Source organism: Aeromicrobium halocynthiae (assembly GCF_039531385.1).
Taxonomy (GTDB): domain Bacteria; phylum Actinomycetota; class Actinomycetes; order Propionibacteriales; family Nocardioidaceae; genus Aeromicrobium; species Aeromicrobium halocynthiae.
In genome coordinates, this window is record NZ_BAAAPY010000005.1 from 46,021 (window position 1) to 71,173 (window position 25,153).

Consider the following 25,153-nt stretch of genomic DNA (forward strand, 5'->3'; position numbering starts at 1 on the left):
ATGTCGACGCCGCACACCTCCTCGCCGCGTGGCGACGTCCGCGCCGCCAAGCAGGCGCTGCGCGAGGAGCTCCTGGCTCGCCGACGTGCTCGCCCGGTGGCCGAGCGCGAGTCCCTCGAGCAGGCCGTCGCCTGGCACCTGCTGGCCGACGGTCGGATCTCGCGGGCTCGTCGGGTCGCGGCGTACCGCTCGATGCCGACCGAACCGGGCACGGCGGCACTGCTGGAGGCTCTCGTCGGGCGCGGGGTGGAGGTCGTGGTCCCGGTCGTCGTCGGGGAGCACCTCGACTGGACGGTGCACGTCCCGGACGCACCGACGCGTACCAGCGCCCTGGGCGTCGCGGAGCCGTCGGGCGCGCGGCTCGGCCCGGGCGCCGTCCGGTCGGCCGACGTCGTGGTGGTCCCGGCGCTCGCCGTCGACCACGCGGGCCGGCGGCTCGGCCGCGGCGCCGGCTACTACGACCGCGCGCTGCAGGACGTGAGCGTGCCGGTCGTCGCCCTCCTGCACGCCGACGAGCTGCTCCCCGAGGTGCCGGCCGAGCCGCACGACGTCCGCGTGCAGATGGTCGTCACCGAGACGGGGGTGTTCCGGGTCCCCCAGGAGTCCGGGTAGGACCGGGCCAATCGGTGCCTGAGCAACCCGGACGCCCGCCGAACGGTTGCCGAGACACCGATCAGGGGCCATCTCCGACGAAAAGGTTGCCGAGGCACCGATCAGGAGCCATCCAGGGGTCAGCCGGCGGCGCGCAGGACCAGGACCCGGTCGGCTGCCGCGGCGACGGCGGCGCTCGTGAACGGCCACTCCAGGGTCTCGCCGCGCGCCCACAGCTCGGTCTGGTCGGTGTAGTGCTCGTGGAACGCGTGCCCCGAGGCGCCCGTCAGCTGGATCCAGCGGGACCGGTCGAGGTTGTCCATGTCGACCACCATCCGCATCGACGGCACCGCGGTCACCTCGTACCCCTCGCGCGCGTCCCAGCCGGTCGCGTCGACGATGCCCGAGCCGCCGCCCATCTCGTAGGGACCGCGGTTGAACAGGGCTTCCACCAGGCCGATCCCCGACGTCCCGAGCGTCTGGTTGACGAGCTCGAGCCGGTGCAGCCGTCCCCACGACCACTGGTCCGGATCGAGCGACTGCCGGCTGGTGAGCTCGTCGCGGGCCCGGCGCATCGCCTCGCGCAGCACCGTCTCGCGGTTCTCCACGACGCCGACCGTCCGGCGGTCGTCCCACCAGGGGCTGTCGGGGTCGTCGATGATGCGGTCGACGACGTTGAACCACCGCTCGCCGCCGTCGGGGCGGGCCGCCGGGGGGAGGTCGTCGGCGAAGGTGATCTCCAGCAGGTGGCGCCACGTGGCGTTGAAGAACGCTGCGCCGGCGGAGTCCGGCGGCTGGGTCAGGTCCCAGTCGCGAAGCGTGTCCTGCCCCCGGGTCGCGAACGCGTCGAGCGGGACGTCCAGGAGGTACGGGACCAGCCGCTCGGCGTTGCCGTTGTAGGTGTCGGTCTGCATCGCCGTCATCGCCTCGACGTCGAGGTCGTCTCGGCCGTCGAGCAGCTGCAGGATCCGCTCGGAGCGGTAGCCGGCAGCGGTGTCCGCGCCGAGCAGGTAGGGGTAGCCGTCGTCGACGACCCGGTTGTTCGCCGTGACGATGACGCCGCCCTTGGGATTCAGCACGCTCGGCAGCTCGTCGAACGGGATCTCCCCGGTCCACTCGTACTCCCCCGTCCATCCGGGGACGGGCCACCGGCCGTCGCCTCGGCTGCGGATCGGGATGGCACCGGGCGACTGGTAGCCGATGTTGCCGTCGACGTCGGCGTAGACGAGGTTCTGCGAGGGCACCGTGAACAGCTCGGCCGCAGCCCGGAACTCCTGCCAGTCCTGCGCCTCCCCGAGGGCGAAGACCGCCTTGATGGTGGGTCGCGGGGTCAGGGCCGTCCACCGCAGTGCCACGGCGTGGTCGCCGGTCTGCGTCGTGGGCGTCTCGCCCTGGCCGACGGCCGCGATGTTCTCGTCGAGGTCGGACAGCAGGGGTCCGTGACGGGTCTCGCGGACGGTGATGGTGACCGGGTCCGCGCCGGCGATCTCGAAGGTCTCCTCGCGCGTCTCGAGCGGCAGCTGCTCGCCCTCGAACTCGTAGGTGTCCCCGGTGACCCGCTCGAGGTAGAGGTCGGCGACGTCGGCGTACATCGTCGTGACGCCCCAGGCGACGCGTCGGTTGTGGCCGACGACGACCCCCGGGAGCCCGGAGAAGGAGAAGCCCGCGACGTCGTAGGGGCACTCGTCGCTCACGGTGCGGCACCGCAGCCCCACCTGGTGCCAGATGCCGGGCATCGACGGGGCCAGGTGGGGGTCGTTGGCCAGGATCGGCTTGCCCGTGGTGGTGCGAGAGCCGTCCACGACCCACGAGTTCGACCCGATGCCGTCGCCGGTGCCGAGCAGGGCCGGGAGCGTCTCCGCGGCACGCTGGGCACGACCGAGCTGCTGGACGGCCGCCGTGGCGGTCTGCGCCTCCACAGGTCCTCCCGAACCGGTCCGCTCGCCCGTCGCCGTCAGGTCGGCCGAGTCGACGATCGTGGCGTGCTCGTCGGGGTAGCCCGGCCACAGCTGCTCGACCTGCTCGATCGTGAGCTTCTCGGTGGCGAGGACGCGGCCGATCTCGTCGCTCATGTTGCTGCGCAGGTCCCACGACATCGCCTTGATCCAGGCCAGGGAGTCGGCCGGGGTCCACGGCTCGGGCCGGTACTCCGGACCGGTGAGCGTGAGCAGCGAGTACTCCAGCGACAGCCTCGAGCCACCGCGGTCCTCGATGTACGCGTTCACGCCGCGCGCGTAGGCCCGCAGCAGCCGTTGCGTGCGGCCGTCGAGCAGGTCGAGCTCCTGCTCGGCGACGCGTCGCCAGCCGAGGGTGCGCACGAACTGGTCGGTCTCCAGCGCACCCTCGCCGACGAGCTCGGACAGCCGTCCGGAGGTGACGTGGCGTCGGAAGTCCATCTCGAAGAACCGGTCCTGGGCGTGGACGTAGCCCTGGCCGAAGAACAGGTCGTTCTCGTGCGACGCCTCGACGCGGGCGATGCCGTGTCCGTCGCGGGAGATGGTGACGTCGTCGGTGAGGCCGCTCAGGGTCCGCTCACCCGTGACGTCCGGGAACGGCGCCCGCACGGTGATGAAGACGAACACCCCCGCGCCCAGGGCGAGAGCCACGATGAGGGCCACCACGACGGTGAGAAGTCGACGCACCGGGCCATCATCGCCCATGGGGGCGTCAGAGGACGCTCTGCCCGATCGGACCGGGGTTGTGGGCGACCTCCCAGCGGAAGCCCGCCGGATCGGCGAAGTAACCGGTGTACCCGCCCCACGCGCGCCGGGCCCCGGCGGAGACGTCCCGGCTGCCGGCCGCCCGTGCGTCGGCCAGGACGGTGTCCACCTCCCCCGCGGTGGCGACGTTGTGCGCGAGCGTGATCGGCACCAGCCCGGGACCCTGCTGCACCGGCCCGACCTCGGCCTCGAAGTGCTCCTGTGCCCACAGCGAGAGCACGAGCCGCTCGCCGACGCGGATCATGACGACCTCACCCGGTTCCTCGAGCTCGACCGTCCACCCGAGGCCGTCGACGTAGAAGGCCCGCTGGGCCGCGAGGTCCGGCACCGCGAGGGTCACGAACGACAGGCGCTGCTCCATCAGCGGGCCGCCTCGATGTCGCGCACCTCGCCGACCAGCTCCTCGAGCACGTCCTCGAGCATGACGACCCCGACGACCCTGCCGGCGTCGTCGGCGACCCGCGCCATGTGCGCACCGCGTGCCTGCATCGTGCGCAGCGCCTCGAACAGGCCGGAGCCGAGCGCGACCGTGCCGAGCGGGCGGACCCACTTGTCGGCGATCGGCTCGTGACGACCCACGCCCTGGGCGTCGAGGACGTCCTTGATGTGCAGGTAGCCGGCGAGGTCGGCGTCGGGACCGACCACGGGGAACCGGGAGAACCCGGTGCGCGCGCAGGCCTGCTCGACGTCGACCGGGGTGGCCGCCGGGGTGATGGTGACCAAGCCGTCGGCGGGCAGCAGCACCTGGTCGACCGTTCCCTCGCGGAAGTCGAGTGCCCCCGAGAGCAGTCCGTACTCCTCCTCGTCGATGAGCCCCTCGCGGCGGGACTCCTCGACGAGACCGGCGACCTCGTCGTGGGTGTACGTGGAGGCGACCTCCTCCACGGGCTGCACGCCGAGCAACCGCACCGAGAGGTTGGCGATGCCGTTGAGCACCACGACGACCGGCTTGAGGACGGTGATCACGGCGAGCATGAAGGGCCCCAGCAGCAGGGAGGCGCGGTCGGGCGTGACGAGGGCGAGGTTCTTCGGCACCATCTCCCCGAACACCACGTGCAGGAAGACGATCAGGCTCATGGCGATGACGAACGCGATCGGGTGGACGAGCGAGTCGGGGACGTTCAGCAGCTCGAAGACCGGCTCCATGAGGTGTGCGAGCGCCGGCTCGCTGATCGCACCGAGGCCGAGCGAGCAGATGGTGATGCCCAGCTGGGCGGCGGCCATGGCGAGGGTGACGTTCTCCATCGCCTTGAGGGCGAGCCTGGCCGACCGCTTCCCCGCCGCGGCCAGCGGCTCGATCTGCGTGCGGCGCGCGGAGATGAGCGCGAACTCCGAGGCCACGAACAGCGCGTTGAGACCGAGCAGGAGGAAGGTCAGCGCGATGCCCCACCAGTCGCTCATGCCGGCTCCTCGCTCGTGGCGCGGGCCGAGCCCTCGACGACCGTCAGGACCAGACGATCGATGCGTCGGCCGTCCATCCGCTCGATCCGCAGGTCGACGTCGAGACTCAGCGGCAGGCCGTCGTCGTCCTCCTGGACGCTCGGGATCGTGAGCCGCACGACGTCGCCACGCTGTCCGATGCGGCCGAGCTCGGACTGCACGAGCCCGGCGATCGTCTCGTAGTCCTCGCTCTCGGGCAGGGCGATGGCCGTCTGCTCGAGCACCTCGTCGGGGCGCAGCAGGCCCGACAGCGACCAGGTGCCGTCGCGGCGGTGCCGGCTGACCGAGGAGAACCGGTCGTGCTCGTCGGCGATGTCGCCGACGATCTCCTCGACCAGGTCCTCGAGGGTGACGATGCCGTCGGTCCCGCCGTACTCGTCGACGACGACGGCCAGCTGCATGGCCTGCTCGCGCAGGAAGACCAGGAGGGGATCCAGCTCGAGCGTGTCGGGGACGGTCGCGGCCGGGGAGCAGATCTCCTCGACCCGCACCGTGTGGCGGCGGTCGGGGTCGATCGCCACGGCCTGCTTGATGTGCACGATCCCGACGATCTCGTCGGTGGTCTCCCCCGTCACCGGGAACCGGGAGTGGCCGCTGTGGCGGGTGGCGTCGATGACGTCCTGCGCGGTGTCCTCGGCCTCCAGGAACCGCACGCGCACCCGGGGGGTCCGGACGTCGGCGGCGGTCCGGTCGCCGAAGGCGATGCTGCGAGCCACCAGCTCGGCCGTGCGGTCGTCGAACGAGCCCTCCTCCGCCGAGCGCAGCACCAGCGAGCGCAGCTCCAGGGGTGAGCGCGCCGAGCGCAGCTCCTCCTGCGGCTCGACGCCGAGCCGAAGGAGCGTGCGGTTGGCGACGCCGTTGAGCCAGCGGATCGGCCACGCCATCGCGTGGGTGAAGGCGCGCTGGGGCAGCTGGGTGATGGCGGCGGTGCGTCGCGGCACGGCGAGCGCCAGGTTCTTCGGGATGAGCTCGCCCACGAGCATCGTCACGACCGTGCTGAGGACGATCGCGATCGTGTAGGAGGCGATGCTCTGCGCCGTCCCGGTGACGCCGACGTCGGCGAGCGGCCCCCGGACCAGCTGACCCACCGCCGGCTCGGCGAGGTAGCCGATCGCGAGGTTGGTGATGGTGATGCCCAGCTGGGCGGAGCTGAGCTGGGTGGAGAGCGTCGTGAGCGCTTTCTGCGTGCCGATGGCGCTGCGGTCGCCCTCGGCGGCGGCGCGGTCGATGGTCGCGCGGTCGACGGTCACGAACGAGAACTCGGCGGCGACGAAGACGCCGCACGCGAGCATGAGCAGCAGGGAGGCCCCGAGCAGCAGCACCTCGGTCATGGGAGCGTTTGCCGCCTGCTGGATCGTCGAGGGCAGGGGTGTCGAGGTTGAGGGTCGTCCACAGTGGGCGCAACGATACCCTTGGGATCCCTGATCCCACGAGCCGGAGTTCGCGTTGCCCACCTACCAGTACCAGTGCACCGAGTGCGGTCACGCCCTCGAGGCGCAGCAGTCCTTCACCGATGACGCGCTGACCGTCTGCCCCGCCTGCGAGGGACGTCTGCGCAAGGTCTTCAACGCCGTCGGCGTCGTGTTCAAGGGCTCGGGCTTCTACCGCACCGACAGCCGGTCGAACGGTTCGGGCGGGGGCGAGACGAAGACGACGAGCTCCTCGACGTCCTCCTCCTCGACCAGCGACTCCTCGCCCGGGTCGAAGGGCTCGTCGTCGAAGGACTCCTCCTCGACGAGCTCGTCGTCCTCCGGCAGCGCCTAGAGCGTCGCGACCGTCGCGAGCACGCCGGCGCCGATGGCGATGGCGCGCTCGTCGATGCGCAGGTTGCCCTGGTGCAGGTCGTAGGTCGGTCCGTCGGGGGTGCGGGTGCCGAGGCGCCCCATCGCGCCCGGCACCGCCTCGACGTACCAGGCGAAGTCCTCGCCCCCGAGGCTCTGCAGCGTCGAGGCCACCGCACCGGGACCGACCGCCGAGGTGACGGCCTGACGCAGCAGCTCGGTCGCCCCGAAGTCGTTGACGACCGGGGGCACCCCACGCACGTACGTGACGTCGGCGGTGACGCCGAACGGCTCGATGAGGTCGGTGATGAGTCCGCGCACGAGGTGCTCGGCCTGGTGCCAGGCGCCGGAGTCGAGCATGCGCAGGGTCCCGGAGAGCTCGCCGGTGGCCGGGATGACGTTGGGCGCGTGGCCCGCGGAGACCTGTCCCCACACCAGGCTGGCGCCGGCGCGCGGGTCGAAGCGGCGCGACAGGACCGCCGGCAGCTGCGTGACGAGGCTGGCGAGGGCGTACGTGAGGTCCTCCGTCAGGTGCGGTCGGGAGGTGTGCCCGCCGCGCCCGTTGAGGGTGACGTTGATCCGGTCCGAGGCGCCCGTGATGGGGCCCTCGCGAAGACCCACCTGGCCGACGTCGAGCGACGGGTCGCAGTGCAGCGCGAAGATCCGGGAGACGCCCTTGAGGATGCCGCCGGCGAGCAGCTTCAGCGCGCCGCCCGGCATGACCTCCTCGGCGGGCTGGAAGATGAGTCGCACGCGGCGCGGCAGCAGGCCCTGCTGGTCGAGCTCGCGCAACGCGACGGCGGCGCCGACGAGGGCGGCGACGTGCGCGTCGTGGCCGCAGGCGTGGGCCACGCCGGGCACGGTGGAGCGCCACGGGTCGGAGGTGGTGTCGTGGACGGCGAGCGCGTCGAGGTCGGCGCGCAGGGCGACCATCGGGCCGCCGTGAGGACCGACCTCGGCCACGACGCCCGTCCCCTCGAGTCGCTCGTGCCACAGGCCCAGCTTGTCCATCCATGCGGCCACGACGTCGCTCGTGCGTTCCTCGTGCCACGACAGCTCCGGGCTCGCGTGCAGGTCACGCCGCAGCTCGATCAGGTCGGGGGTGACGACCTCGATCGCGCGGGTGACGGTCTGGACGAGCATCCGGCCAGGGTAGCGCCCCGGCTGCTCAGCGTGGGGTGGCGAAGACGCCCTGCAGGTTCTCCACGACCTCGCGCGCCAGTGCTCGCAGGGGTCGACGGGCCACGACGGGTGCGACGAGGCCGATGAGCAGGGGGAAGTCGAAGGTGATCCGGTAGGTCATGCGGGTACGGCCGTCGCCCTCGGCGACGAAGCCGAGGTCGTCGGTGGCGGTGGTCCGGCCGTTGCGTCCCCGGAGGACGACGCGGTGCGGTCGCTCGTGCACGATCGTCTCGTAGGCGAGCTCGACCTCCCGGCCGAGGAAGGTCGAACGGTTGGCGTACGTGGTGCCGACGCCACCGTCACCGCCGGTGCGCCGCGTCTCGATCGTGCCGGGGTCCCACTCGTTCGTGTTCTCGAAGTCCGCGACGTAGTCGAAGACCGTGTCCAGCGGGGCGTCGAGCACGAACGTGCGTTCCAGCTGCATGCCTCCAGCCTAGGGTCGGCGCGAGCTCGCGCACGGCACTGCGGCTCTCGCGGTGCCTGGCGAGGTACCACAGGGTGGTCAGGAGGACTCCCGCGCCGGCGGCGACGCCGGTGCCGACGACGGCCGCGCGGGCCCCGAAGGCCTCGCCGACCCAGCCGACGCCGGGCGCCACGAAGGGCACGCTGCCGATGAAGACCATGATGTACAGCGCGGCGACGCGTCCGCGCATGGCCGGCGTGACCGTGCTCTGGATGTAGGCGTTCGCCGTCGTGGCCATCGTCAGGACCGTCACGCCGATGAGGGGAAGCACGACGGCGTACGTGACGTAGGTGGGCATGAGGCCCGAGGCGACCTGCACCACGCTGAACACCAGCCCCGAGAGGACGACGAGACGGATCCGCGGCACGGCGCGGCGGGCCGCCAGCAGGGCTCCGGTGAGCGAGCCGATCGCCAGCAGCGAGCCGAGCAGGCCGTACTCGCTGGCGCCGCGACCGAACTCCTCGGTGGCCATGAGGGCGCTCGTGATCTGGAAGTTCATCCCGAAGCCGCCGAGGAAGAACACGCACGTGAGCACGAGGACCAGGTCGGGGCGCGAGCGCACGTACCGCACGCCCTCCCGGACGGCCCCGCGACCGCGGCCGATCACCGGCGTGGGGGTGAGCCGCCCGGCGTCCAGCGCCTGCAGGGCCCAGAACGAGGCGGCGTAGGTGGCGGCGTTGATCACGATGACCCACCCCGTCCCGACGACGCCACCACCGAGTGCGGCGATCATCAGCCCGGCGAGTCCAGGGCCCACCAGTCGGCCGGCGTTGAAGGAGGCGGAGTTGAGGGCGACGGCGTTGCCCAGGACGTCGGGCCCGACCATCTCGGGCACGAACGCCTGGCGCGACGGCGCCTCGAGGGCCCGTCCCACGCCGAAGACGAGCGCGAGGACGTAGACGTGCCACGCCTGGACCAGCCCGGTGACGGCGAGCAGGCCGAGCACGGCCGCCGGCACCGCCATGGCCACCTGCATGATGCGCAGGACCGTCCGCTTGTCGAAGCGGTCGGCCAGCACTCCCCCGTAGGCCGAGAGCAGCAACGTGGGCAGCAGCTGCAGCGCCACGGTGACCCCGAGCGCCGTGCCGCTGCCGGTCAGCACGAGGATCAGCCAGGCCTGCGCGGTGTTCTGCATCCAGGTGCCGGTGTTGGAGATCAGCGACCCGGTGGCGTAGACGCGGTAGTTGCGGACGGAGAGGGCACGGAAGGTGGGGCTCACGACTCGGCGAGGTCCTCCATCAGCGAGGCGGCCTCCCGGAGCAGGCCGCGCTCGCGGGCTCCGAGCTGCTTGAGTCGCTGGTGCAGCCACGCGTCACGTCGCTGCCGCTCCTCGCCGAGCACGTTGCGACCGCGGTCGGAGACCGTGACCACGACCTGCCGGCCGTCATCGGGGTGCGGCTCCCGGATGACGTACCCCTCCTCGGCGAGGCAGTTGATGGTGCGCGTGACCGAGGGGGCGCTGACGCGCTCCCGGGAGGCGACCGCCGACGGAGAGGTGGGGCCGAGCGTCGCCAGCGTCCCGAGGACCGACAGCTGCGTCGGGGTCAGGTCGGAGTGCCGCTCCTGGCGCAGTCGTCGGTTGAGGCGGGCGACGGCGAGGGCGAGGCGCTGAGAGTCGGTCGGCATGTCATTAGCATAGTTCATTACCTATGTTAATTCAAATGCGCAACCATTTGTGTGCCGCGTCACGCACGAGTCCCGCCCCCCGACGATGCGGGGAGCGGGACTCGAGTGGGGTCGGATCAGGCCTTGCCGGCCGCCAGCGCTCCCAGGAGGTCGCGGTTGAGCTGACTGATGACGTCCAGCGGGATGCCCTTGGGGCAGGCCGCCGTGCACTCACCGATGTTGGTGCAGCCACCGAAGCCCTCGGCGTCGTGCTGCTCGATCATGCTGACGACGCGCGACTCGCGCTCGGGCTGGCCCTGCGGCAGCAGACCGAGGTGGTTGATCTTGGCCGCGGTGAACAGCATCGCCGAACCGTTCGGACAGGCCGCGACGCAGGCGCCGCACCCGATGCACGTGGCCGACGCGAACGCGTGGTCGGCGTCCTCCTTGGGCACGGGCGTGTTGTTCGCCTCCGGAGCGGACCCGGTGTTGATGCTGATGTACCCGCCCGCCGCGATGATCCGGTCGAACGCGCCGCGGTCGACCACGAGGTCCTTGACGACGGGGAACGCCCCCGCGCGCCACGGCTCGATGTCGATGACGTCGCCGTCGGAGAACGAGCGCATGTGCAGCTGGCACGTGGTCGTGACCTCGGGCCCGTGGGCGATGCCGTTGATGACCACGCCGCACGAGCCGCAGATGCCCTCGCGGCAGTCGGAGTCGAACGCGACCGGCTCCTCGCCGGCGAGCGTGAGCTGCTCGTTCAGCACGTCGAGCATCTCCAGGAACGACATGTGCTCGCTGACGTCGTCGAGGGCGTACGAGACCATCGAGCCCTTGGTGTCGGCGTCCTTCTGACGCCACACGTTGACGGTGATCTTCACTTCTGGCTCCTCATCACTTGTACGACCGCGCCTTCATCTCGACGTACTCGTACTCCAGCTGTTCCTTGTGCAGGACGGGCTGCTGCTCGCCGAACTCCCACGCCGAGACGTAGGCGAACTCGTCGTCGTGGCGCAGCGCCTCGCCGTCCTCGGTCTGGCTCTCCGCGCGGAAGTGACCGCCGCAGGACTCGCGCCGCTGCAGTGCGTCGATGCACATGAGCTCGCCGAGCTCCAGGAAGTCGGCGACGCGACCGGCGCGCTCCAGCGCCTGGTTCAGGTTGGTGGACTCGCCCGTGACCTTGACGTTGCGCCAGAACTCCGCGCGCAGGTCGCGGATGAGGGAGATGGCCTTGACCAGGCCCTCCTCGGTGCGCTCCATGCCGCAGTAGTCCCACATGATGTGGCCGAGCTCCTTGTGGAAGGAGTCGACCGTGCGCTCCCCGTCGACCGCGAGCAGCTTCTCGACGCGCTCCTCGACGGCCTGGCGGGCCTCGACGACCCGCGGGTGGTCGTCGCCGATCTTCTCGAACGGGCCGTCCGCCAGGTAGTTGGCGATGGTGTTCGGCAGTACGAAGTAGCCGTCGGCCAGACCCTGCATGAGGGCGGAGGCGCCCAAGCGGTTGGCGCCGTGCTCGGAGAAGTTGGCCTCCCCGGCGACGAACAGGCCGGTCAGGTTGCTCTGCAGGTCGTAGTCGACCCACAGGCCGCCCATCGTGTAGTGCACCGCCGGGTAGATGCGCATGGGCACCTCGTACGGGTTCTCACCCGTGATCTGGGCGTACATGTCGAAGAGGTTGCCGTACTTGGCCTCGACGGTGTCGCGACCCATCCGCTCGATCGCGTCCGCGAAGTCGAGGTAGACGCCGAGGCCGCCGGGGCCGACGCCCTTGCCGTCGTCGCACTGGTACTTGGCGGCGCGCGAGGCGATGTCACGAGGGACCAGGTTGCCGAATGCCGGGTAGATCCGCTCCAGGTAGTAGTCGCGGTCCTCCTCGGGGATGTCGCGCGGGTCCTTCTCGACGTCGTCCTTGTTCTTGGGCACCCAGATGCGGCCGTCGTTGCGCAGCGACTCGCTCATGAGCGTCAGCTTGGACTGGTAGTCGCCCGAGACCGGGATGCACGTGGGGTGGATCTGCGTGAAGCACGGGTTGGCGAAGTACGCGCCCTTGCGGTGAGCACGCCACGTGGCCGTGACGTTGGAGCCCATCGCGTTCGTGGACAGGAAGAAGACGTTGCCGTAGCCGCCCGTGGCGAGCACGACGGCGTCGGCGGTGTGCGTCTCCACCTCGCCGGTGACGAGGTCACGGACGATCACGCCGCGGGCGCGCTCGGTGCCGTCGGCGTCCGGGACCATGACGATCTCGAGCATCTCGTGACGCGTGTGCATCGTGACGGTTCCGGCCGCGACCTGGCGCTCCAGGGCCTGGTAGGCGCCGATGAGCAGCTGCTGCCCGGTCTGGCCGCGTGCGTAGAACGTGCGGGAGACCTGCACGCCGCCGAAGGAGCGGTTGTCGAGCAGTCCGCCGTACTCGCGGGCGAAGGGCACGCCCTGGGCCACGCACTGGTCGATGATGTTGACCGAGACCTCGGCGAGCCGGTAGACGTTCGACTCCCGGGCGCGGAAGTCGCCGCCCTTGACCGTGTCGTAGAAGAGCCGGTACACCGAGTCGCCGTCGTTGCGGTAGTTCTTGGCGGCGTTGATGCCGCCCTGAGCGGCGATGGAGTGCGCGCGACGCGGGCTGTCCTGGTAGCAGAAGCTGGTGACCTGGTAGCCGGCCTCGCCGAGGGTGGCGGCCGCCGAGGCGCCGGCGAGGCCGGTGCCGACGATGATGACGCTGATCTTGCGTCGGTTGGCGGCGTTGACGAGCTTGGCGTCGAACTTGCGCTGCTCCCAGCGACGGTCGATCGGGCCGCTCGGGGCGCGGGTGTCGGCGATGTCGTCGCCGAGGCCGTGGAACTGCTCGGAGACGTTGTGCTGATCGGTCGGTGAGGTCATGACGTACCAACTCCGAAGAAGAAGACCGCGAACGGGACGATGAGGAAGCCGAAGCAGATGAGCGCCGCGATGAACGTCGAGACCCACGTGATGGTCGACTCGTTGCGCGTCGCGGAGCGGTTCTGGCCGAGCGTCGTCAGGGCGCTCCAGAAGCCGTGCCAGAGGTGGAAGCCGACGGCCACGAGGCCGATCGTGTAGAGCAGCACGACCCACCACAGCTCGAAGCCGTTGACGACACGCTCGTACGTGCTGTCGGACGCACCGCCGGGGGCGAGCCAGTTCGGCAGCATCTGGGCGACGTGGCCGATGATGAACAGCAGCAGGATGATGCCGCCCCACCGCATCGTGAACGAGGCGTAGGAGCGCTGGATGCCGGTGCGGCCCTTCTTGCTGTGGTAGCGCGTGGCGCCGACGTAGCCGGCGGCGGCCTTGTTGCGCCGCCACAGCGTCATGGCGGCGTAGACGTGGACCACGAGCGCGGTGATGAGCGCGACGCGCATGATCCAGAGCAGTCCGCCCTCGGGCAGGTACGGCGTGAAGAGCTCCTCGAGGCCGGCGAGGTACTCGTCGAAGTACTCCTGCCCCTGGAAGAACTTCAGGTTGCCGTACATGTGGACGAGCAGGTAGCCGAGCATGACGAGGCCCGACACCGCCATCGAGTACTTGAGGGCGACCGTCGAGCGCTTCGCCGACGTACGCCTGGTCTGAATGGTGGTCACGACACCACGGTAGACCTCATCGGCCATGCGCGCTAAGTCATGCTGAGGGCGACCTTCATGCGAGTGAGGCATGATCGACCCATGCAGTTCCCTCAGCTGGAGTCCTTCGTGACCGTCGCCCGGACCCGACACTTCACCCAGGCCGCGGACCGACTCGGCGTGACCCAACCGACGTTGTCCAAGCAGATCCGGGCGCTGGAGAACTCCCTCGGCACCTCGCTGTTCGTCCGCGACCGCTCCGGCGTCACCCTGACCAGCGCAGGGGAGGCGCTGCTGCCCCACGCCGAGCGCATCGTCATTGACGTCGAGACGGCGCAGCGTGCCGTGCACGAGGTCACGGGCCTGCGGCGCGGCCGCGTCCGACTGGGCGCCACGCCGTCCCTGTGCGACGGCGTGCTGCCGGACGTCCTGACCCGCTTCCACGCGACGTACCCCGACCTCGAGCTCGAGGTGCGGGAGGCGGGTTCGCCCCTGCTCACCCGTGACCTCGTGCGCGGCCGGCTCGACCTCGCCCTCGTGATCGTCCCGCTGCGTCCCGACGCCGGTGAGCTCGAGACCACCCCGGTCATGCACGAGCGGCTCGTGCTGGCCGCTCCTCCGGGCTCACCGCTGCCGGAGGCCGTCGACGTGGCGGACCTGCGCGACATCCCCCTCGTCATGTTCAGGGAGGGCTACGACCTGCGGGAGGTCACGATGCGCGCGTGCCGACGCGCCGGCTTCACCCCACGTCTGGCGGTGGAGGGCGGGGAGATGAGCGCCGTCCTGCGCTTCGTCGAGGCCGGGCTCGGTCACGCGGTCGTCCCGGAGATGGTGATGGCCTCGCGGCCCGCCCTGCGGTCGGTGCAGCTGAGGCGTCCGGCGCTGGACCGGGAGATCGCCCTGGCCCATCGCCCCGGCTCGCTGCAGCTGGCGGCGCTCGCCTTCCGCGACGCGCTGCTCGAGCAGCTCGCCCGCTGAGCGGCGCTGCCGTCAACCGGAGAGCGCGAAGCGGTCCTGCGGCGACCACCCGGCACGGTCGTCGTGCAGGTAGAGGGCGAACTCGCGCACGGCGAACGTGCAGGAGAAGCCGGCGAGGTCGTCGTACGCGCGGTCGAGCGCGGCGTCGTCGAGGTGCTGGGCGACGGTGACGTGCGGGTGGAACGGGAAGTCCGCCGGTGGTGGGTCCACGGCCTCGCGCAGTCGCGCGGCGAGGATCTCCGTCTCCGCAATGCCCCGGCTCACCGCCACGAACACCACCGGCGACACCGGCCGGAACGTGCCCGTCCCCTGGAGCGTGATCTCGAACGGGGCCGTGCTCGCCGCGACGTCGCGCAGGCGACCGGTGAGGCACCCGAGGTCATCGCCGGGTACCGCGTCCGGTGGCAGCAGGGTCACGTGGCTGGGCACCTGGGCGGCGAGCGGGTCGCCGAACGCCGCCCGCCGGGCACGCAGCTGCTCGCCGTGCGGGTCGGGCACGGCGATCGCGACGCCGAACCTGACGTCGTCGGGCCGGGTCACGTCGTCACGCACCGCGGACGAGTCCGACCTTGTCGTAGACGTCGGCGACCACCGGGCCGGCGACCTCCCGGGCGCGGGCCGCCCCGCGGGCGAGGATGCGGTCGAGCTCGGCGGGGTCGTCGAGGTAGCTGCGCGTCCGCTCCCCGAAGCTGCCGACGAGGTCGGCGACGAGGTCGGCGAGCGCCACCTTGAGGTGGCCGTACTGCTGACCCTCGAACTGGGCGACGACGGCGTCGACCGACGTCTGCTCGATCGTGGCGTAGAGGCTCAGCAGCCCGGAGATGCCCGGCTTGGTCTCGGGGTCGTAGCGGATCTCGTCACCGGAGTCGGTGACGGCCGAACGGATCTTCTTGGCCGCTCGCTTCGGGTCGTCGAGCAGGTCGACGATGCCGTTGGGCGCGGAGGCCGACTTGCTCATCTTGGCCGTCGGCTCCTGCAGGTCGACGATCTTCGCCGTGCCCTCGAGGATGTACGCCTCCGGCTGGCGGAACGTCTCGCCGTAGTGGTGGTTGAAGCGCTGGGCCAGGTTGCGCGAGAGCTCCAGGTGCTGGCGCTGGTCCTCGCCCACCGGCACGTGGTGCGGGTCGTACAGCAGGATGTCGGCGGCCTGCAGGATCGGGTAGGTGAACAGGCCGACGCTCGCCTTGTCGGCACCGGCCTTGGCGCTCTTGTCCTTGAACTGCGTCATGCGACCGGCCTCGCCGAACCCCGTGAGGCAGTTGAAGACCCACGCGAGCTGAGTGTGCTCGGGCACGTGGCTCTGGCAGAACAGCGCAGAGCGTTCCGGGTCGACGCCCGCAGCGAGCAGCTGCGCGGCCGAGCGGTGGATGCGCGTGCGCAACGTGGCGGGCTCCGGCTGGACCGTCAGCGCGTGCAGGTCGGCGATGAAGTAGAACGCGTCGTGGTCGTCCTGCAGCCTCACCCACTGGCGGATCGCCCCGAAGTAGTTCCCGAGGTGGAACGACTCGGCGGTCGGCTGGATGCCGGACAGCGAGCGGGGGCGACTGCTGCTGGACATGCTGTGCATTCTGCCAGTGACCGTCCTCGTGCCGTGCCCTAGGCTCGGCGCGATGACGGCTCAGGCGGACGTGCGACGGTGGCGGGTTCCGGGCCGGGTCAACCTCGTCGGCGAGCACCTCGACCACAACGGCGGACCCAGCCTGCCGATGGCGATCGACCGGTTCCTCTCGATCAAGGCCCGCGGCCGCGACGACCACGTCGTCAACGTGTGGAGCGACGGACGACGCGCCTCCTTCCCCACCTCGGTGGGGCCCGGCGACGTGGACGACTGGGCGGCGTACGCGGCCGGGGCGGTGGGCGCCTACGTCGCCGCGGGCCACCCCACGAGCGGGATCGACCTCGTCGTCGAGCGAGGCCCCGACGGACTGCCCGCCGGCGCCGGCCTCGCGTCGTCGGCGGCGGTCACGACGGGCGTGGTCGCCGCCCTCGCCGACGTCGGGGGGCTCGCCCTCGACCCGGTGACCGTCTCGATGCTCGCCCAGCGGGCCGAGAACGACTTCGTGGGCACCCCGACGGGCCTCATGGACCAGCTCGCGGTGACGCACGGCCGGGCCGGGCACGCACTGCTCGTCCACCCCATGACCGATCCCCCCACGGTCGAGCACGTCGGCTTCGACCCCGGGGCGGCCGGCCTGTCGTTGCTCGTCGTCGACACCCGCGTCGACCACTCCCACGCCGTGGGCGGCTACGCCGTGCGCCGCGAGGAGTGCGCATCGGCCGCCGCCGCGATCGGCGTCGACCACCTGGCGGACGTGCGCCTCGACCAGCTCGTCGGGCTGGAGGACCCCACGCTCGCGGCGCGGGCTCGGCACGTCTTCACCGAGATCGCCCGCGTGAAGGCCGGGGTGCGGGCGTTGCGCGACGGCGACTGGCCCCAGCTCGGCACGGTCCTCACCGCCTCCCACGCCTCGCTCCGCGACGACTTCGAGGTCAGCTGCGCCGAGCTCGACCTCGCCGTCGAGGCCGCGCTCGAGTCCGGCGCGCTCGGGGCCCGGATGACCGGCGGCGGGTTCGGAGGGTCCGCGATCGCGCTCGTGCCGAACGACCGTGTCGAGGCCGCCACCGCGCTCGTGACCGCTCGCTTCGACGCCGCGCGCTGGGCTCCTCCCACCGTCTTCACGGTGCGGCCTAGCGACGGTGCCACACTGTTGGCGTGAACCAGCCCGCCGATCCCACCGGGACCGTGCGTCGCGTCGCCTACCAGGGCGAGCCCGGCGCGAACTCCCACACCGTGTGCAAGCAGCACCACCCGAACGCCGAGGCCGTGGCCTGCGCGTCGTTCGAGGACGTGTTCGCGGCGGTCACGGGCGGCAGTGCGGACCTCGCGATGATCCCCATCGACAACTCCATCGCCGGACGCGTCGCCGACATCCACCACTTCCTCCCCACCTCGGGGCTGCACGTGGTGGGCGAGCACTTCCTGCGCATCCAGTTCATGCTCATGGCCGTCCCCGGCACGTCGATCGAGACGGTGAAGACCGTGCACAGTCACGTCCACGCCCTCGGTCAGTGCCGCAAGATCATCAAGGAGCACGGCTGGACCCCGATGATCTCCGGAGACACCGCCGGCGCCGCCCGGGAGATCGCGGAGGCCGAGGACCCCACGCAGGCCGCCATCGCCCCACCGTTGGCCGCGGAGATCTACGGTCTGGAGATCCTGCGCCGCGACATCGAGGACGAGGACCACAACACGACCAGGTTCGTCGAGCTGGCCCGCGAGCCCCGATGGCCGGCGCCAGGTCAGCCGAGCGTCACGACGTTCGTCTTCAACGTCCGCAACCTGCCGGCCGCGCTCTACAAGGCGCTCGGCGGCTTCGCCACCAACGGCGTCAACATGACGAAGCTGGAGAGCTACATGGTGGGCGGGTCGTTCACGGGCACCCAGTTCCTGGCCGAGGTCGACGGCCACCCCGACGAGCCCGGGTTGGCCCGCGCACTGGAGGAGCTGAGCTTCTTCACCACTGACGTCACGGTGATGGGCGTGTACCCGGCCGACCCGTTCCGGCAGGAGAACGCGTCCTGAGCCGCGCCTAGGGTGGTCGGCGTGACCACCCTGCCCTGGCCGCTGTCGGTGCCCGTGATCTCCGACGGCGTCGTGACGCTGCGCGCCCACACCCCGGGCGACCTCGACGCCATGCTCGAGATGGCCAACGACCCGCTCACCCAGTGGTGGACGTCGGTGCCGTCGCCGTCCACGCCCGAGACGATCCGTGAGTTCGCGCTCGAGATCATCCCGCGCGGGTGGGACGAGGGGCGGATGCGCGGCTGGGCGGTCGAGGCCGAGGACGCCGACGGCCGGCCGCGCTTCGCCGGCAACGTCGACGTGCGCGGCGAGGGTGCCGTCAACGACATCGGGTTCGCGCTGCACCCCTGGGCCCGCGGCCGAGGCCTGATGGCCCGCGCGGTGCGCCTGGCCGTGGGCCACGTGCTCGCCGAGGGCGGCGTCGAGGTCGTCCACTGGCGCACGATGGTCGGGCACGAGGCGTCGTTGCGGATCGCCCACCGCTGCGGGTTCAGCCTCGAGGGGACGACGCGCGGCCTGCTGGAGTCACCGCGCGGCGTCCACGACGCCTGGACCGGGACCTTCCGCTTCGGCGACACTCCCTTTCCGAGCACGCCATGGGCCGAAGCCGTGCCCCTCGAGTCGCCGACCGTGCGGCTCAGGCCGATGCGCGAGGACGACGTCCCCCGCATCGTCGAGGCGTGCAGCGACCCCGAGACCCAGCACTGGCTGGTCGGCCTGCCCCGCCCCTACACCGCTGCCGCGGCCCGTGACTACCTGCACGACTGCACCTGGCGGGCCGCGGCCGGTCTGAAGACGTCGTGGGCGGTCGCCGATCCCGCCGACGACTCCTTCGTCGGGAACATCGCCCTCATGGACCTGCGCGGACTCAACCCCACCACCGCGGAGGTGGGCTACTGGATGCACCCGGCCGCACGCGGGCGAGGGCTGATGACCGACGCGGTGCGTCTCGTCACACGCCATGCGCTGGACTCCGAGTCGCTCGGCCTGCACCGTCTGAGCCTGCTCGCGGCGGCCGGCAACACCGCCAGCAGGCGCGTCGCCACCTCCGCCGGGTTCCGGGAGGTGGGCGTCGAGCGGGAGGCCGAGCTCCTCGGCGACGGCAGCGTCGACGACCTCGTCGTCCACGACCTGCTGGCCACCGATCCTCTCCTCGAGCGCGCAGGCTCCTAGGATCGCGACGTGAGCCCGACCTACGTCCTGACCCTGTCCTGTCCCGACCGCCCGGGGCTGGTCTACGCCGTCACGCGCTGGATCGCCGAGGCCGGCGGGAACATCCTGGACAGCCAGCAGTACACCGATCCCAGCGACGACGTCGTCGCCGGCGGCGAGTTCTTCCTGCGGGTGCATGTCGACTTCGGCGAGGAGCGTTCGGTCGAGATGTTGACGAGCGACTTCTCACCCGTCGCCCAGGAGCATGCGATGGCCTTCACCATCACGTGCGCCGAGCGACCCGTGCGCACGCTGGTCATGGTCAGCCGCGAGGGTCACTGCCTCAACGACCTGCTCTACCGGCAGAGCACCGGCTCGCTGCCCATCGAGATCCCGGCCGTCGTCGGCAACCACCGCGACCTCGAGCGGCTCGCCGCCAACCACGACGTGCCCTTCCACCACGTCCCGGTCACCGCGGACACCAAGGCCGAGGCCGAGGCGCGGGTGCTCGGGCTCGTCGAGGAGCTCGACGTCGAGCTCGTGGTCCTGGCCCGCTACATGCAGATCCTGAGCGACGACCTCTGCCGTGCCCTCGACGGGCGCGCCATCAACATCCACCACTCCTTCCTGCCGAGCTTCAAGGGCGCCCGTCCGTACCACCAGGCGCACGACCGGGGCGTCAAGCTGATCGGCGCCACGGCGCACTACGTGACCGCCGACCTCGATGAAGGCCCGATCATCGAGCAGGGCGTCCACCGGGTGGACCACCGGATGCTGCCCGCCGACCTCGCCCGCGTCGGCCGCGACGTCGAGGCCCAGACGCTCTCGCGCGCCGTGCGCCTGCACGCTCAGTCCCGCGTCCTGCGCAACGGTCCGCGGACCGTCGTCTTCGGCTGAGGAATCGGGGCGTACCTAGCGCACCCGCTCAGCACGTGAGACTTGATCTCATGACTTGAGATCGGTCAGCGCAACCTTCCTGGAGACCTACGGTCGGTCTCGACGCACGGCGTTCCGCTCGTGCCCGACCGAAGGACGACTCCATGAGCACGACGACCACCCGCCGCATGAGGACAGCCGCGGCACTCGCCGCCGCCACCGCGCTCCTCGCTGCCTGCGGCGGTGGCGGCGCCAGCGGCGACGACACCATCAGCATCGTCGGGTTCGCCGTGCCCGAGGCCGCCAACGCAGCGATCGCCGACGAGTTCAGCGATACCGAATCCGGGGCAGGTGTGGGGTTCCGCACCTCCTACGGAGCCTCCGGCGACCAGAGCCGCGCGGTGGTCGACGGCCTCGACGCCGACTACGTCCACCTGTCGGTCGCCACCGACGTCGAGCGTCTCGTCGACGCCGGCCTCGTCGAGGAGACGTGGGACGACGCGGAGAACAAGGGCATCGTCTCCACGTCGATCGTGGTCCTGGGCGTCCGCGACGGGAACCCGAAGAACATCCAGGGCTGGGACGACCTCATCCGCGATGACGTCGAGATCGTCACGCCGAACCCCGCCTCGTCCGGCGCCGCCCGCTGGAACGCCCTCGCGGCCTGGGGTCACGTCACCGAGAACGGCGGCAGCGAGGAAGAGGCAGCGCAGTTCCTCGACGACCTCTTCGCCAACGTGGTCTCCCTGACCAACAGCGGCCGCGACGCCACGCAGAGCTTCCTCGGCGGGACCGGCGACGTGTTGCTCGCCTACGAGAACGAGGCGATCCTGGCCGCCCAGAACGGCAACGGCTTCGAGTACGTCATCCCCGAGACCACGCTCCTCATCGAGAACCCGGGCGCCGTGCTGACCGAGGCCGCTCCCATCACGGACGACTGGCTGGAGTTCGTCCTCAGCCCCGAGGGCGGGCAGCGACAGTTCGCGCTCAACGGCTTCCGCCCGCTCAACCTCGACGACCCCGGCGTCGTCGATCTGTCCGAGGTCGGCCTCGAGGCGTCCGACATCGAGGGCGCGGCCGACGCGGACGACCCGTTCCCGGCGGTGACCAACCTGTTGACGCTGGAGGACAACTTCGGCGGGCCCGGCTGGGGAGGCATCGTCGACCAGCTCTTCGCCGACGGGTCCGAGGGCGAAGCAGGCGTCGTCACCCAGGCCATCGAGAAGTCCGGCAAGGCCACCCAGTGATCCCAGGAGGAGACCCCGCGTGAGCGAGGCCGTCACCACGACAGGCCGGACGGGTGCACCCCGTCCGCTCCTGTCGTCGTCCCTGACCACCACGTCCAGCATCGGACTCGGCATCACCATGCTCTGGTTCAGCCTTCTGGTGCTGATCCCCCTCACCGCGGTCATGATCACCGCGGCCGAAGGCGGGTGGGGGGGCTTCTGGCAAGCCGTCACCAACCCGCAGTCGTTCGCAGCGATCCGGATCACCCTGACTGCGGCGGCCGTCGTCACCGCGGCGAACGTCGTGACCGGCACGGCCATCGCCTGGGTGCTCGTACGCGACGAGTTCCGCGGCAAGGCGCTCTTGGAGCTGGTCATCGACATCCCGTTCGCCCTGCCGACGATCGTCGCCGGACTCGTCCTGCTGTCCCTCTACGGCGACGGTGGCGTCCTCGGACTGAGCATCAACAACACCCAGGGATCGATCTACCTGGCCTTCCTCTTCGTGACGTTGCCTTTCGTCGTGCGGATGGTGCAACCGGTGCTCGAGGAGCTCGACGGCGAGGTCGAGGAAGCAGCCGCGTCGCTCGGCGCGAGCCGCGCGACGATCTTCCGCCGCATCGTCCTGCCCAGCCTCGCCCCGGCGATCGCGGCAGGGGCGGCGCTGTCCTTCGCGCGGGCCGTCGGCGAGTACGGGTCGCTCGTCCTGCTCTCGGGCAACCTGCCGATGCGCTCGGAGGTCGCGTCGGTACGCATCCTGAGCGCCATCGAGAACGACAACCCGGCCGCCGCGACGTCCATCGCGGCGTTGCTGCTCGTGATCTCGCTGCTCGTCATCCTCGTGATCGACGTCATCCAGAGGCGGGTGGCCGCCCGTGGCTGACGTGCACATCCGGCAGCGGGCCACCCCCTTCACCTACGTGCTCCGGGGCCTGGTCATCGTCTACCTGTTCATGCTCGTCGCATGGCCGGTCTCCCTCGTGGCGACCAACACGTTCGCGAACGGCTTCGACGCGCTGGCCGGGATCTTCGAGGACCCTGACATGCGGCATGCCCTCGGGCTGACGGCGTTCGCCGCGCTGGTCGCCACGGCCATCAACACCGTCTTCGGCGTGAGCGTCTCCCTGCTCCTCGTCCGCACGGAGTTCCCTGGCAAGCGCCTGCTCAGCGCCCTGCTCGACCTGCCACTGGCGATCTCCCCCATCGTCGTGGGCCTCGCGCTCGTGCTGGTCTACGGCGGACGCGGTGGCTGGTTCGGGCCGACGCTGGAGAGCGCCGGCTTCCGCGTCATCTTCTCCACCCCCGGCATCATCATGGCCACTGCCTTCGTCGCCCTTCCGCTCGTGATCCGTGAGGTCGTCCCCGTCCTGAAGGAGATCGGCACCGAGCAGGAGCAGGCCGCCTACAGCCTCGGCGCGAACGGTTGGCAGACGTTCTGGCGGATCACCTTGCCGAGCATCCGGTGGGCGGTCGTGTACGGCGTGGTCCTGACGCTGGCCCGGTCCCTCGGCGAGTTCGGTGCCGTGAAGGTCGTCTCGGGCAACATCCTCGGTCAGACCAGGACCGCGACCCTCGCCGTCGAGGAGAAGTATCTCAACTTCGACACCGAGGGTGCCTACGCGATCGCCTTCCTGCTGGCGAGCGTCTCCGTCGCCTGCATCATCGTCGTCTCCGTCCTGCGCTCCCGCGCCGCCCGACCCCGAAAGGCCGACTCATGAGCATCGAGATCTCCGGCGTCTCCAAGAACTTCGGCGACTTCGTCGCCCTCCAGGACATCGACCTGACCATCCCGACCGGCCAGCTCACCGCACTCCTGGGCCCGTCCGGCGGCGGCAAGACCACGCTGCTGCGCATCATCGCCGGGCTCGAGCAGGCCGATGCCGGGTCGATCGTGATCGAGGGCAACGACGCGACCGCCCTCCCGGTGCAGCGACGCAACGTCGGGTTCGTGTTCCAGCACTACGCCGCGTTCAAACACCTGAACGTGGCACGCAACATCGCGTTCGGCCTCGAGATCCGCAAGCGCCCGAAGGACGAGATCGACGCGAAGGTCGATGAGCTCTTGCAGCTGGTGCACCTGAAGCAGTTCGCTCACCGGCTCCCGTCGCAGCTCTCCGGCGGGCAGCGCCAGCGCATGGCGCTGGCCCGCGCGCTGGCGATCGAGCCGTCCGTGCTGCTGCTGGACGAGCCGTTCGGCGCCCTCGACGCCAAGGTCCGCAAGGAGCTGCGCGACTGGCTGCGACGCCTGCACGACGAGATGCACGTGACGACCGTCTTCGTCACCCATGACCAGGAGGAGGCCCTCGAGGTCGCCAACTCGATCGTGGTCATCAACGAGGGCCGCATCGAGCAGGTCGGGACCCCCGACGACCTCTACGACAAGCCCGCGAACGACTTCGTGCTCGGGTTCCTCGGGCCCGTGACGACGCTCGGGACCAAGCTCGTCCGACCGCACGACATCGACATCTCCCGCTACGAGCAGGCGGCGACGGCCGTCGGCACCATCACGCGCTGGACGCGCATCGGCTTCGAGGTGCGCCTCGAGGTCACGCCCGAGCCGCCGCACGCGCCCGGCCCCGTCCAGGTGGTCGTCACCCGGGCGGAGGCCCGCGCGCTGGACCTGCACGAGGGCGACCGCGTCTGGCTGCGACCTCAGGTGGGGGCGGACACCGTCAGCGTCTGATCCTCGACGTCGGGCGTGCGGGAGGCGCCTCGACGCTGCACGACGAGGGCGACCGCGAAGATGCCCAGCCCCAGCCCGGCGAGGCCGGCTCCGACGACACCCGGTGCCCGGTAGCCGAGGCCACCGGCGATGACCACCGAGCCGACGGCCGCACCGAGGCCGTTGGCCACGTTGAGTGAGGAGTGGTTGAGCGCCGCGCCGAGCATCTCGGCGTCACCGGCCTCGTTCATGAGCCGGATCTGCAGCCCGATGGCAAGCACGGAGCCGAGCACGCCCACCACGAAGACCGTCACGAGCGCACCGACGATCGTCGGGGTCAGCCACCACGACGCCACGAGGACGGCGACGAGCACCGCGAAGCCGCCCAGCACGGTCCGCTCGACGTCCCAGTCCGAGAGCATCCCGGCCAGCCAGGACCCGACCACCGAGCCGACGCCGAAGGCCAGCAGGAACCACGGCACCGACGACAGGGCGACGCCCGTGACGTTCGTGGCGAGCGGGCTCACGTAGCTGTACAGCGCGAAGACGCCGCCGAAGCCGATCATCCCCGCCGCGACCGCGAACAGGACCTGGGGACGGGCGAGCGCACCGAGCTCTGCGCGGACAGTGGCGTCGGGGTTGCCCGGGCGGGAGGGCACGACCGCGAGCACGAGCGCGACGGTGAGGACGGCGAGCACGACCACGAGCCAGTAGGCGGCACGCCACCCGAGGTTCTGCCCGAGCCACGTGCTCGCGGGCACCCCGGCGACGGTGGCGACCGACAGTCCCAGCATCACTCCCGCCACGGCACGTCCGCGCCGCTCGGGGCCGACCACCGACGCCGCGAGCAGGGACGCGACCCCGAAGTACGCGCCGTGCGGCAGCCCGGCCAGGAAGCGCGCGCCCATGAGCTGGGGGTAGCCGTCGGCGAGGGCGGTGGCGGCGTTGCCGACGGCGATCGCGACGACGAGACCGACGGCGAGCGCCTTGCGCGGCAGGCGGGCGCACGCCGCGACGATGAGCGGCGCGCCCACCACGACACCGAAGGCGTACGCGCTGATGATGTGGCCCGTGCGCGGGATGGTCTCGCCGATGCCGTCGGCGATCTCCTGCAGCAGGCCCATCGTGACGAACTCGGTCGTGCCGATGGAGAAGCCGCCGAGGGCCAGGGCCACGATGACGAGGGCGGGGTGCGTCGCCCGCGCCTCGGCGGCGGGGGTGCGGGTCGTGGTGCTCACCTAGGCCTCAAGTTGTTGAGCCCCGAACGTGTTCCCGCCGTGGCCGACCTCACGGTCGACCACGACGGGGCTCCGCGT

At 71.0% G+C, this 25,153-nt stretch carries 25 protein-coding genes; 11 read left to right on the forward strand and 14 right to left on the reverse strand.

Features of this window, described 5'->3' with window-relative positions; genetic code table 11:
• Positions 1-612, forward strand: coding sequence for a 5-formyltetrahydrofolate cyclo-ligase (locus tag ABD213_RS08590; protein ID WP_344326974.1), 612 nt, complete (start codon positions 1-3; stop codon positions 610-612).
• Between the two features lie 119 nt (positions 613-731).
• On the opposite strand, the gene ABD213_RS08595 is transcribed toward ABD213_RS08590, so the two are convergent.
• The 4 genes from ABD213_RS08595 to ABD213_RS08610 are packed head-to-tail and all read right to left on the reverse strand — an operon-like array spanning position 732 to position 6,082.
• Positions 732-3,233, reverse strand: a complete 2,502-nt coding sequence (locus ABD213_RS08595; RefSeq protein ID WP_344326976.1) for a penicillin acylase family protein — start codon at positions 3,231-3,233, stop codon at positions 732-734.
• A 25-nt stretch (positions 3,234-3,258) separates the two neighbouring features.
• Positions 3,259-3,672 carry a VOC family protein gene (locus ABD213_RS08600; protein ID WP_344326978.1) on the reverse strand — a complete coding sequence of 138 codons (414 nt, stop codon included), beginning with the start codon at positions 3,670-3,672 and terminating at the stop codon, positions 3,259-3,261.
• A complete protein-coding gene (locus tag ABD213_RS08605; protein ID WP_344326980.1) occupies positions 3,672-4,712 on the reverse strand; it encodes a hemolysin family protein in 1,041 nt (346 codons plus the stop codon). The genes ABD213_RS08600 and ABD213_RS08605 overlap by 1 nt, the downstream gene beginning before the upstream one ends.
• Positions 4,709-6,082 (reverse strand): hemolysin family protein, encoded by a 1,374-nt coding sequence (locus tag ABD213_RS08610; RefSeq protein ID WP_344326982.1) that lies wholly within the window; start codon positions 6,080-6,082, stop codon positions 4,709-4,711. Before ABD213_RS08610 ends, ABD213_RS08605 begins: the two co-directional genes overlap by 4 nt.
• A 115-nt stretch (positions 6,083-6,197) precedes the next feature.
• Here ABD213_RS08610 and ABD213_RS08615 point away from each other — a divergent pair, with 115 nt between their 5' ends.
• Positions 6,198-6,515 carry an FmdB family zinc ribbon protein gene (locus ABD213_RS08615; RefSeq protein ID WP_344326984.1) on the forward strand — a complete coding sequence of 106 codons (318 nt, stop codon included), beginning with the start codon at positions 6,198-6,200 and terminating at the stop codon, positions 6,513-6,515.
• Here the strand turns inward: ABD213_RS08615 and ABD213_RS08620 are convergent.
• The 7 genes from ABD213_RS08620 to ABD213_RS08650 all read right to left on the reverse strand — a co-directional run bounded on the left by ABD213_RS08620 (position 6,512) and on the right by ABD213_RS08650 (position 13,381).
• Entirely contained in the window at positions 6,512-7,675 is a 1,164-nt protein-coding gene (locus ABD213_RS08620) for an amidohydrolase (protein WP_344326986.1), read from the reverse strand. The genes ABD213_RS08615 and ABD213_RS08620 overlap by 4 nt on opposite strands.
• Positions 7,676-7,700: 25 nt before the next feature.
• Positions 7,701-8,132 carry an SRPBCC family protein gene (locus tag ABD213_RS08625; RefSeq protein WP_344327304.1) on the reverse strand — a complete coding sequence of 144 codons (432 nt, stop codon included), beginning with the start codon at positions 8,130-8,132 and terminating at the stop codon, positions 7,701-7,703.
• A complete protein-coding gene (locus ABD213_RS08630; RefSeq protein WP_344326988.1) occupies positions 8,014-9,396 on the reverse strand; it encodes an MFS transporter in 1,383 nt (460 codons plus the stop codon). Before ABD213_RS08630 ends, ABD213_RS08625 begins: the two co-directional genes overlap by 119 nt.
• On the reverse strand, positions 9,393-9,803 hold the full coding sequence (locus ABD213_RS08635; RefSeq protein WP_344326989.1) for a MarR family winged helix-turn-helix transcriptional regulator: 411 nt from the start codon (positions 9,801-9,803) through the stop codon (positions 9,393-9,395). The genes ABD213_RS08630 and ABD213_RS08635 overlap by 4 nt, the downstream gene beginning before the upstream one ends.
• 116 nt (positions 9,804-9,919) lie before the next feature.
• The gene (locus ABD213_RS08640) at positions 9,920-10,666 is read right to left on the reverse strand and encodes a succinate dehydrogenase/fumarate reductase iron-sulfur subunit (RefSeq protein ID WP_344326991.1); all 747 of its coding nucleotides are present in this window, start codon (positions 10,664-10,666) and stop codon (positions 9,920-9,922) included.
• A 13-nt stretch (positions 10,667-10,679) separates the two neighbouring features.
• Positions 10,680-12,662, reverse strand: coding sequence for a fumarate reductase/succinate dehydrogenase flavoprotein subunit (locus ABD213_RS08645; RefSeq protein ID WP_344326994.1), 1,983 nt, complete (start codon positions 12,660-12,662; stop codon positions 10,680-10,682).
• Entirely contained in the window at positions 12,659-13,381 is a 723-nt protein-coding gene (locus ABD213_RS08650) for a succinate dehydrogenase cytochrome b subunit (RefSeq protein WP_344326996.1), read from the reverse strand. Before ABD213_RS08650 ends, ABD213_RS08645 begins: the two co-directional genes overlap by 4 nt.
• An 81-nt stretch (positions 13,382-13,462) precedes the next feature.
• Here ABD213_RS08650 and ABD213_RS08655 point away from each other — a divergent pair, with 81 nt between their 5' ends.
• Positions 13,463-14,338 (forward strand): LysR family transcriptional regulator, encoded by an 876-nt coding sequence (locus ABD213_RS08655; protein ID WP_344326997.1) that lies wholly within the window; start codon positions 13,463-13,465, stop codon positions 14,336-14,338.
• Positions 14,339-14,350: 12 nt separating this feature from the next.
• On the opposite strand, the gene ABD213_RS08660 is transcribed toward ABD213_RS08655, so the two are convergent.
• Complete coding sequence (locus tag ABD213_RS08660) at positions 14,351-14,890, reverse strand: 2'-5' RNA ligase family protein (protein WP_344326999.1); 540 nt, start codon at positions 14,888-14,890, stop codon at positions 14,351-14,353.
• Positions 14,883-15,896 carry a tryptophan--tRNA ligase gene (gene trpS / locus ABD213_RS08665; protein ID WP_425546037.1) on the reverse strand — a complete coding sequence of 338 codons (1,014 nt, stop codon included), beginning with the start codon at positions 15,894-15,896 and terminating at the stop codon, positions 14,883-14,885. The genes ABD213_RS08660 and trpS overlap by 8 nt, the downstream gene beginning before the upstream one ends.
• A 52-nt stretch (positions 15,897-15,948) precedes the next feature.
• Here trpS and ABD213_RS08670 point away from each other — a divergent pair, with 52 nt between their 5' ends.
• The 8 genes from ABD213_RS08670 to ABD213_RS08705 all read left to right on the forward strand — a co-directional run bounded on the left by ABD213_RS08670 (position 15,949) and on the right by ABD213_RS08705 (position 23,858).
• On the forward strand, positions 15,949-17,055 hold the full coding sequence (locus ABD213_RS08670) for a galactokinase (protein WP_344327003.1): 1,107 nt from the start codon (positions 15,949-15,951) through the stop codon (positions 17,053-17,055).
• The gene (locus ABD213_RS08675) at positions 17,052-17,921 is read left to right on the forward strand and encodes a prephenate dehydratase (RefSeq protein WP_344327006.1); all 870 of its coding nucleotides are present in this window, start codon (positions 17,052-17,054) and stop codon (positions 17,919-17,921) included. The genes ABD213_RS08670 and ABD213_RS08675 overlap by 4 nt, the downstream gene beginning before the upstream one ends.
• A 21-nt stretch (positions 17,922-17,942) precedes the next feature.
• The gene (locus ABD213_RS08680; protein ID WP_344327008.1) at positions 17,943-19,094 is read left to right on the forward strand and encodes a GNAT family N-acetyltransferase; all 1,152 of its coding nucleotides are present in this window, start codon (positions 17,943-17,945) and stop codon (positions 19,092-19,094) included.
• A gap of 9 nt (positions 19,095-19,103) precedes the next feature.
• On the forward strand, positions 19,104-19,970 hold the full coding sequence (gene purU / locus ABD213_RS08685) for a formyltetrahydrofolate deformylase (protein ID WP_344327010.1): 867 nt from the start codon (positions 19,104-19,106) through the stop codon (positions 19,968-19,970).
• 143 nt (positions 19,971-20,113) lie between these two features.
• Positions 20,114-21,196, forward strand: a complete 1,083-nt coding sequence (locus tag ABD213_RS08690; RefSeq protein ID WP_344327012.1) for a sulfate ABC transporter substrate-binding protein — start codon at positions 20,114-20,116, stop codon at positions 21,194-21,196.
• Positions 21,197-21,215: 19 nt separating this feature from the next.
• On the forward strand, positions 21,216-22,058 hold the full coding sequence (gene cysT, locus ABD213_RS08695; protein ID WP_344327014.1) for a sulfate ABC transporter permease subunit CysT: 843 nt from the start codon (positions 21,216-21,218) through the stop codon (positions 22,056-22,058).
• Positions 22,051-22,893 (forward strand): sulfate ABC transporter permease, encoded by an 843-nt coding sequence (locus ABD213_RS08700; RefSeq protein ID WP_344327017.1) that lies wholly within the window; start codon positions 22,051-22,053, stop codon positions 22,891-22,893. The genes cysT and ABD213_RS08700 overlap by 8 nt, the downstream gene beginning before the upstream one ends.
• The gene (locus ABD213_RS08705; protein ID WP_344327019.1) at positions 22,890-23,858 is read left to right on the forward strand and encodes a sulfate/molybdate ABC transporter ATP-binding protein; all 969 of its coding nucleotides are present in this window, start codon (positions 22,890-22,892) and stop codon (positions 23,856-23,858) included. The genes ABD213_RS08700 and ABD213_RS08705 overlap by 4 nt, the downstream gene beginning before the upstream one ends.
• Here the strand turns inward: ABD213_RS08705 and ABD213_RS08710 are convergent.
• The gene (locus ABD213_RS08710; RefSeq protein ID WP_344327021.1) at positions 23,828-25,075 is read right to left on the reverse strand and encodes an MFS transporter; all 1,248 of its coding nucleotides are present in this window, start codon (positions 25,073-25,075) and stop codon (positions 23,828-23,830) included. The two genes, ABD213_RS08705 and ABD213_RS08710, sit on opposite strands and share 31 nt — an antisense overlap.
• Positions 25,076-25,153: the final 78 nt, after the last annotated feature.

Bases quoted from the DNA above. Each gene is read 5' to 3' on its own strand.
- ABD213_RS08590 (WP_344326974.1), top strand. From the start codon at position 1: ATGTCGACGCCGCACACCTCCTCGCCGCGTGGCGACGTCCGCGCCGCC.
- ABD213_RS08600 (WP_344326978.1), bottom strand. From the start codon at position 3,672: ATGGAGCAGCGCCTGTCGTTCGTGACCCTCGCGGTGCCGGACCTCGCG.
- ABD213_RS08605 (WP_344326980.1), bottom strand. From the start codon at position 4,712: ATGAGCGACTGGTGGGGCATCGCGCTGACCTTCCTCCTGCTCGGTCTC.
- ABD213_RS08610 (WP_344326982.1), bottom strand. From the start codon at position 6,082: ATGACCGAGGTGCTGCTGCTCGGGGCCTCCCTGCTGCTCATGCTCGCG.
- ABD213_RS08620 (WP_344326986.1), bottom strand. From the start codon at position 7,675: ATGCTCGTCCAGACCGTCACCCGCGCGATCGAGGTCGTCACCCCCGAC.
- ABD213_RS08635 (WP_344326989.1), bottom strand. From the start codon at position 9,803: ATGCCGACCGACTCTCAGCGCCTCGCCCTCGCCGTCGCCCGCCTCAAC.
- ABD213_RS08645 (WP_344326994.1), bottom strand. From the start codon at position 12,662: ATGACCTCACCGACCGATCAGCACAACGTCTCCGAGCAGTTCCACGGC.
- ABD213_RS08655 (WP_344326997.1), top strand. From the start codon at position 13,463: ATGCAGTTCCCTCAGCTGGAGTCCTTCGTGACCGTCGCCCGGACCCGA.
- trpS (WP_425546037.1), bottom strand. From the start codon at position 15,896: ATGTCCAGCAGCAGTCGCCCCCGCTCGCTGTCCGGCATCCAGCCGACC.
- ABD213_RS08670 (WP_344327003.1), top strand. From the start codon at position 15,949: ATGACGGCTCAGGCGGACGTGCGACGGTGGCGGGTTCCGGGCCGGGTC.
- ABD213_RS08690 (WP_344327012.1), top strand. From the start codon at position 20,114: ATGAGCACGACGACCACCCGCCGCATGAGGACAGCCGCGGCACTCGCC.
- ABD213_RS08705 (WP_344327019.1), top strand. From the start codon at position 22,890: ATGAGCATCGAGATCTCCGGCGTCTCCAAGAACTTCGGCGACTTCGTC.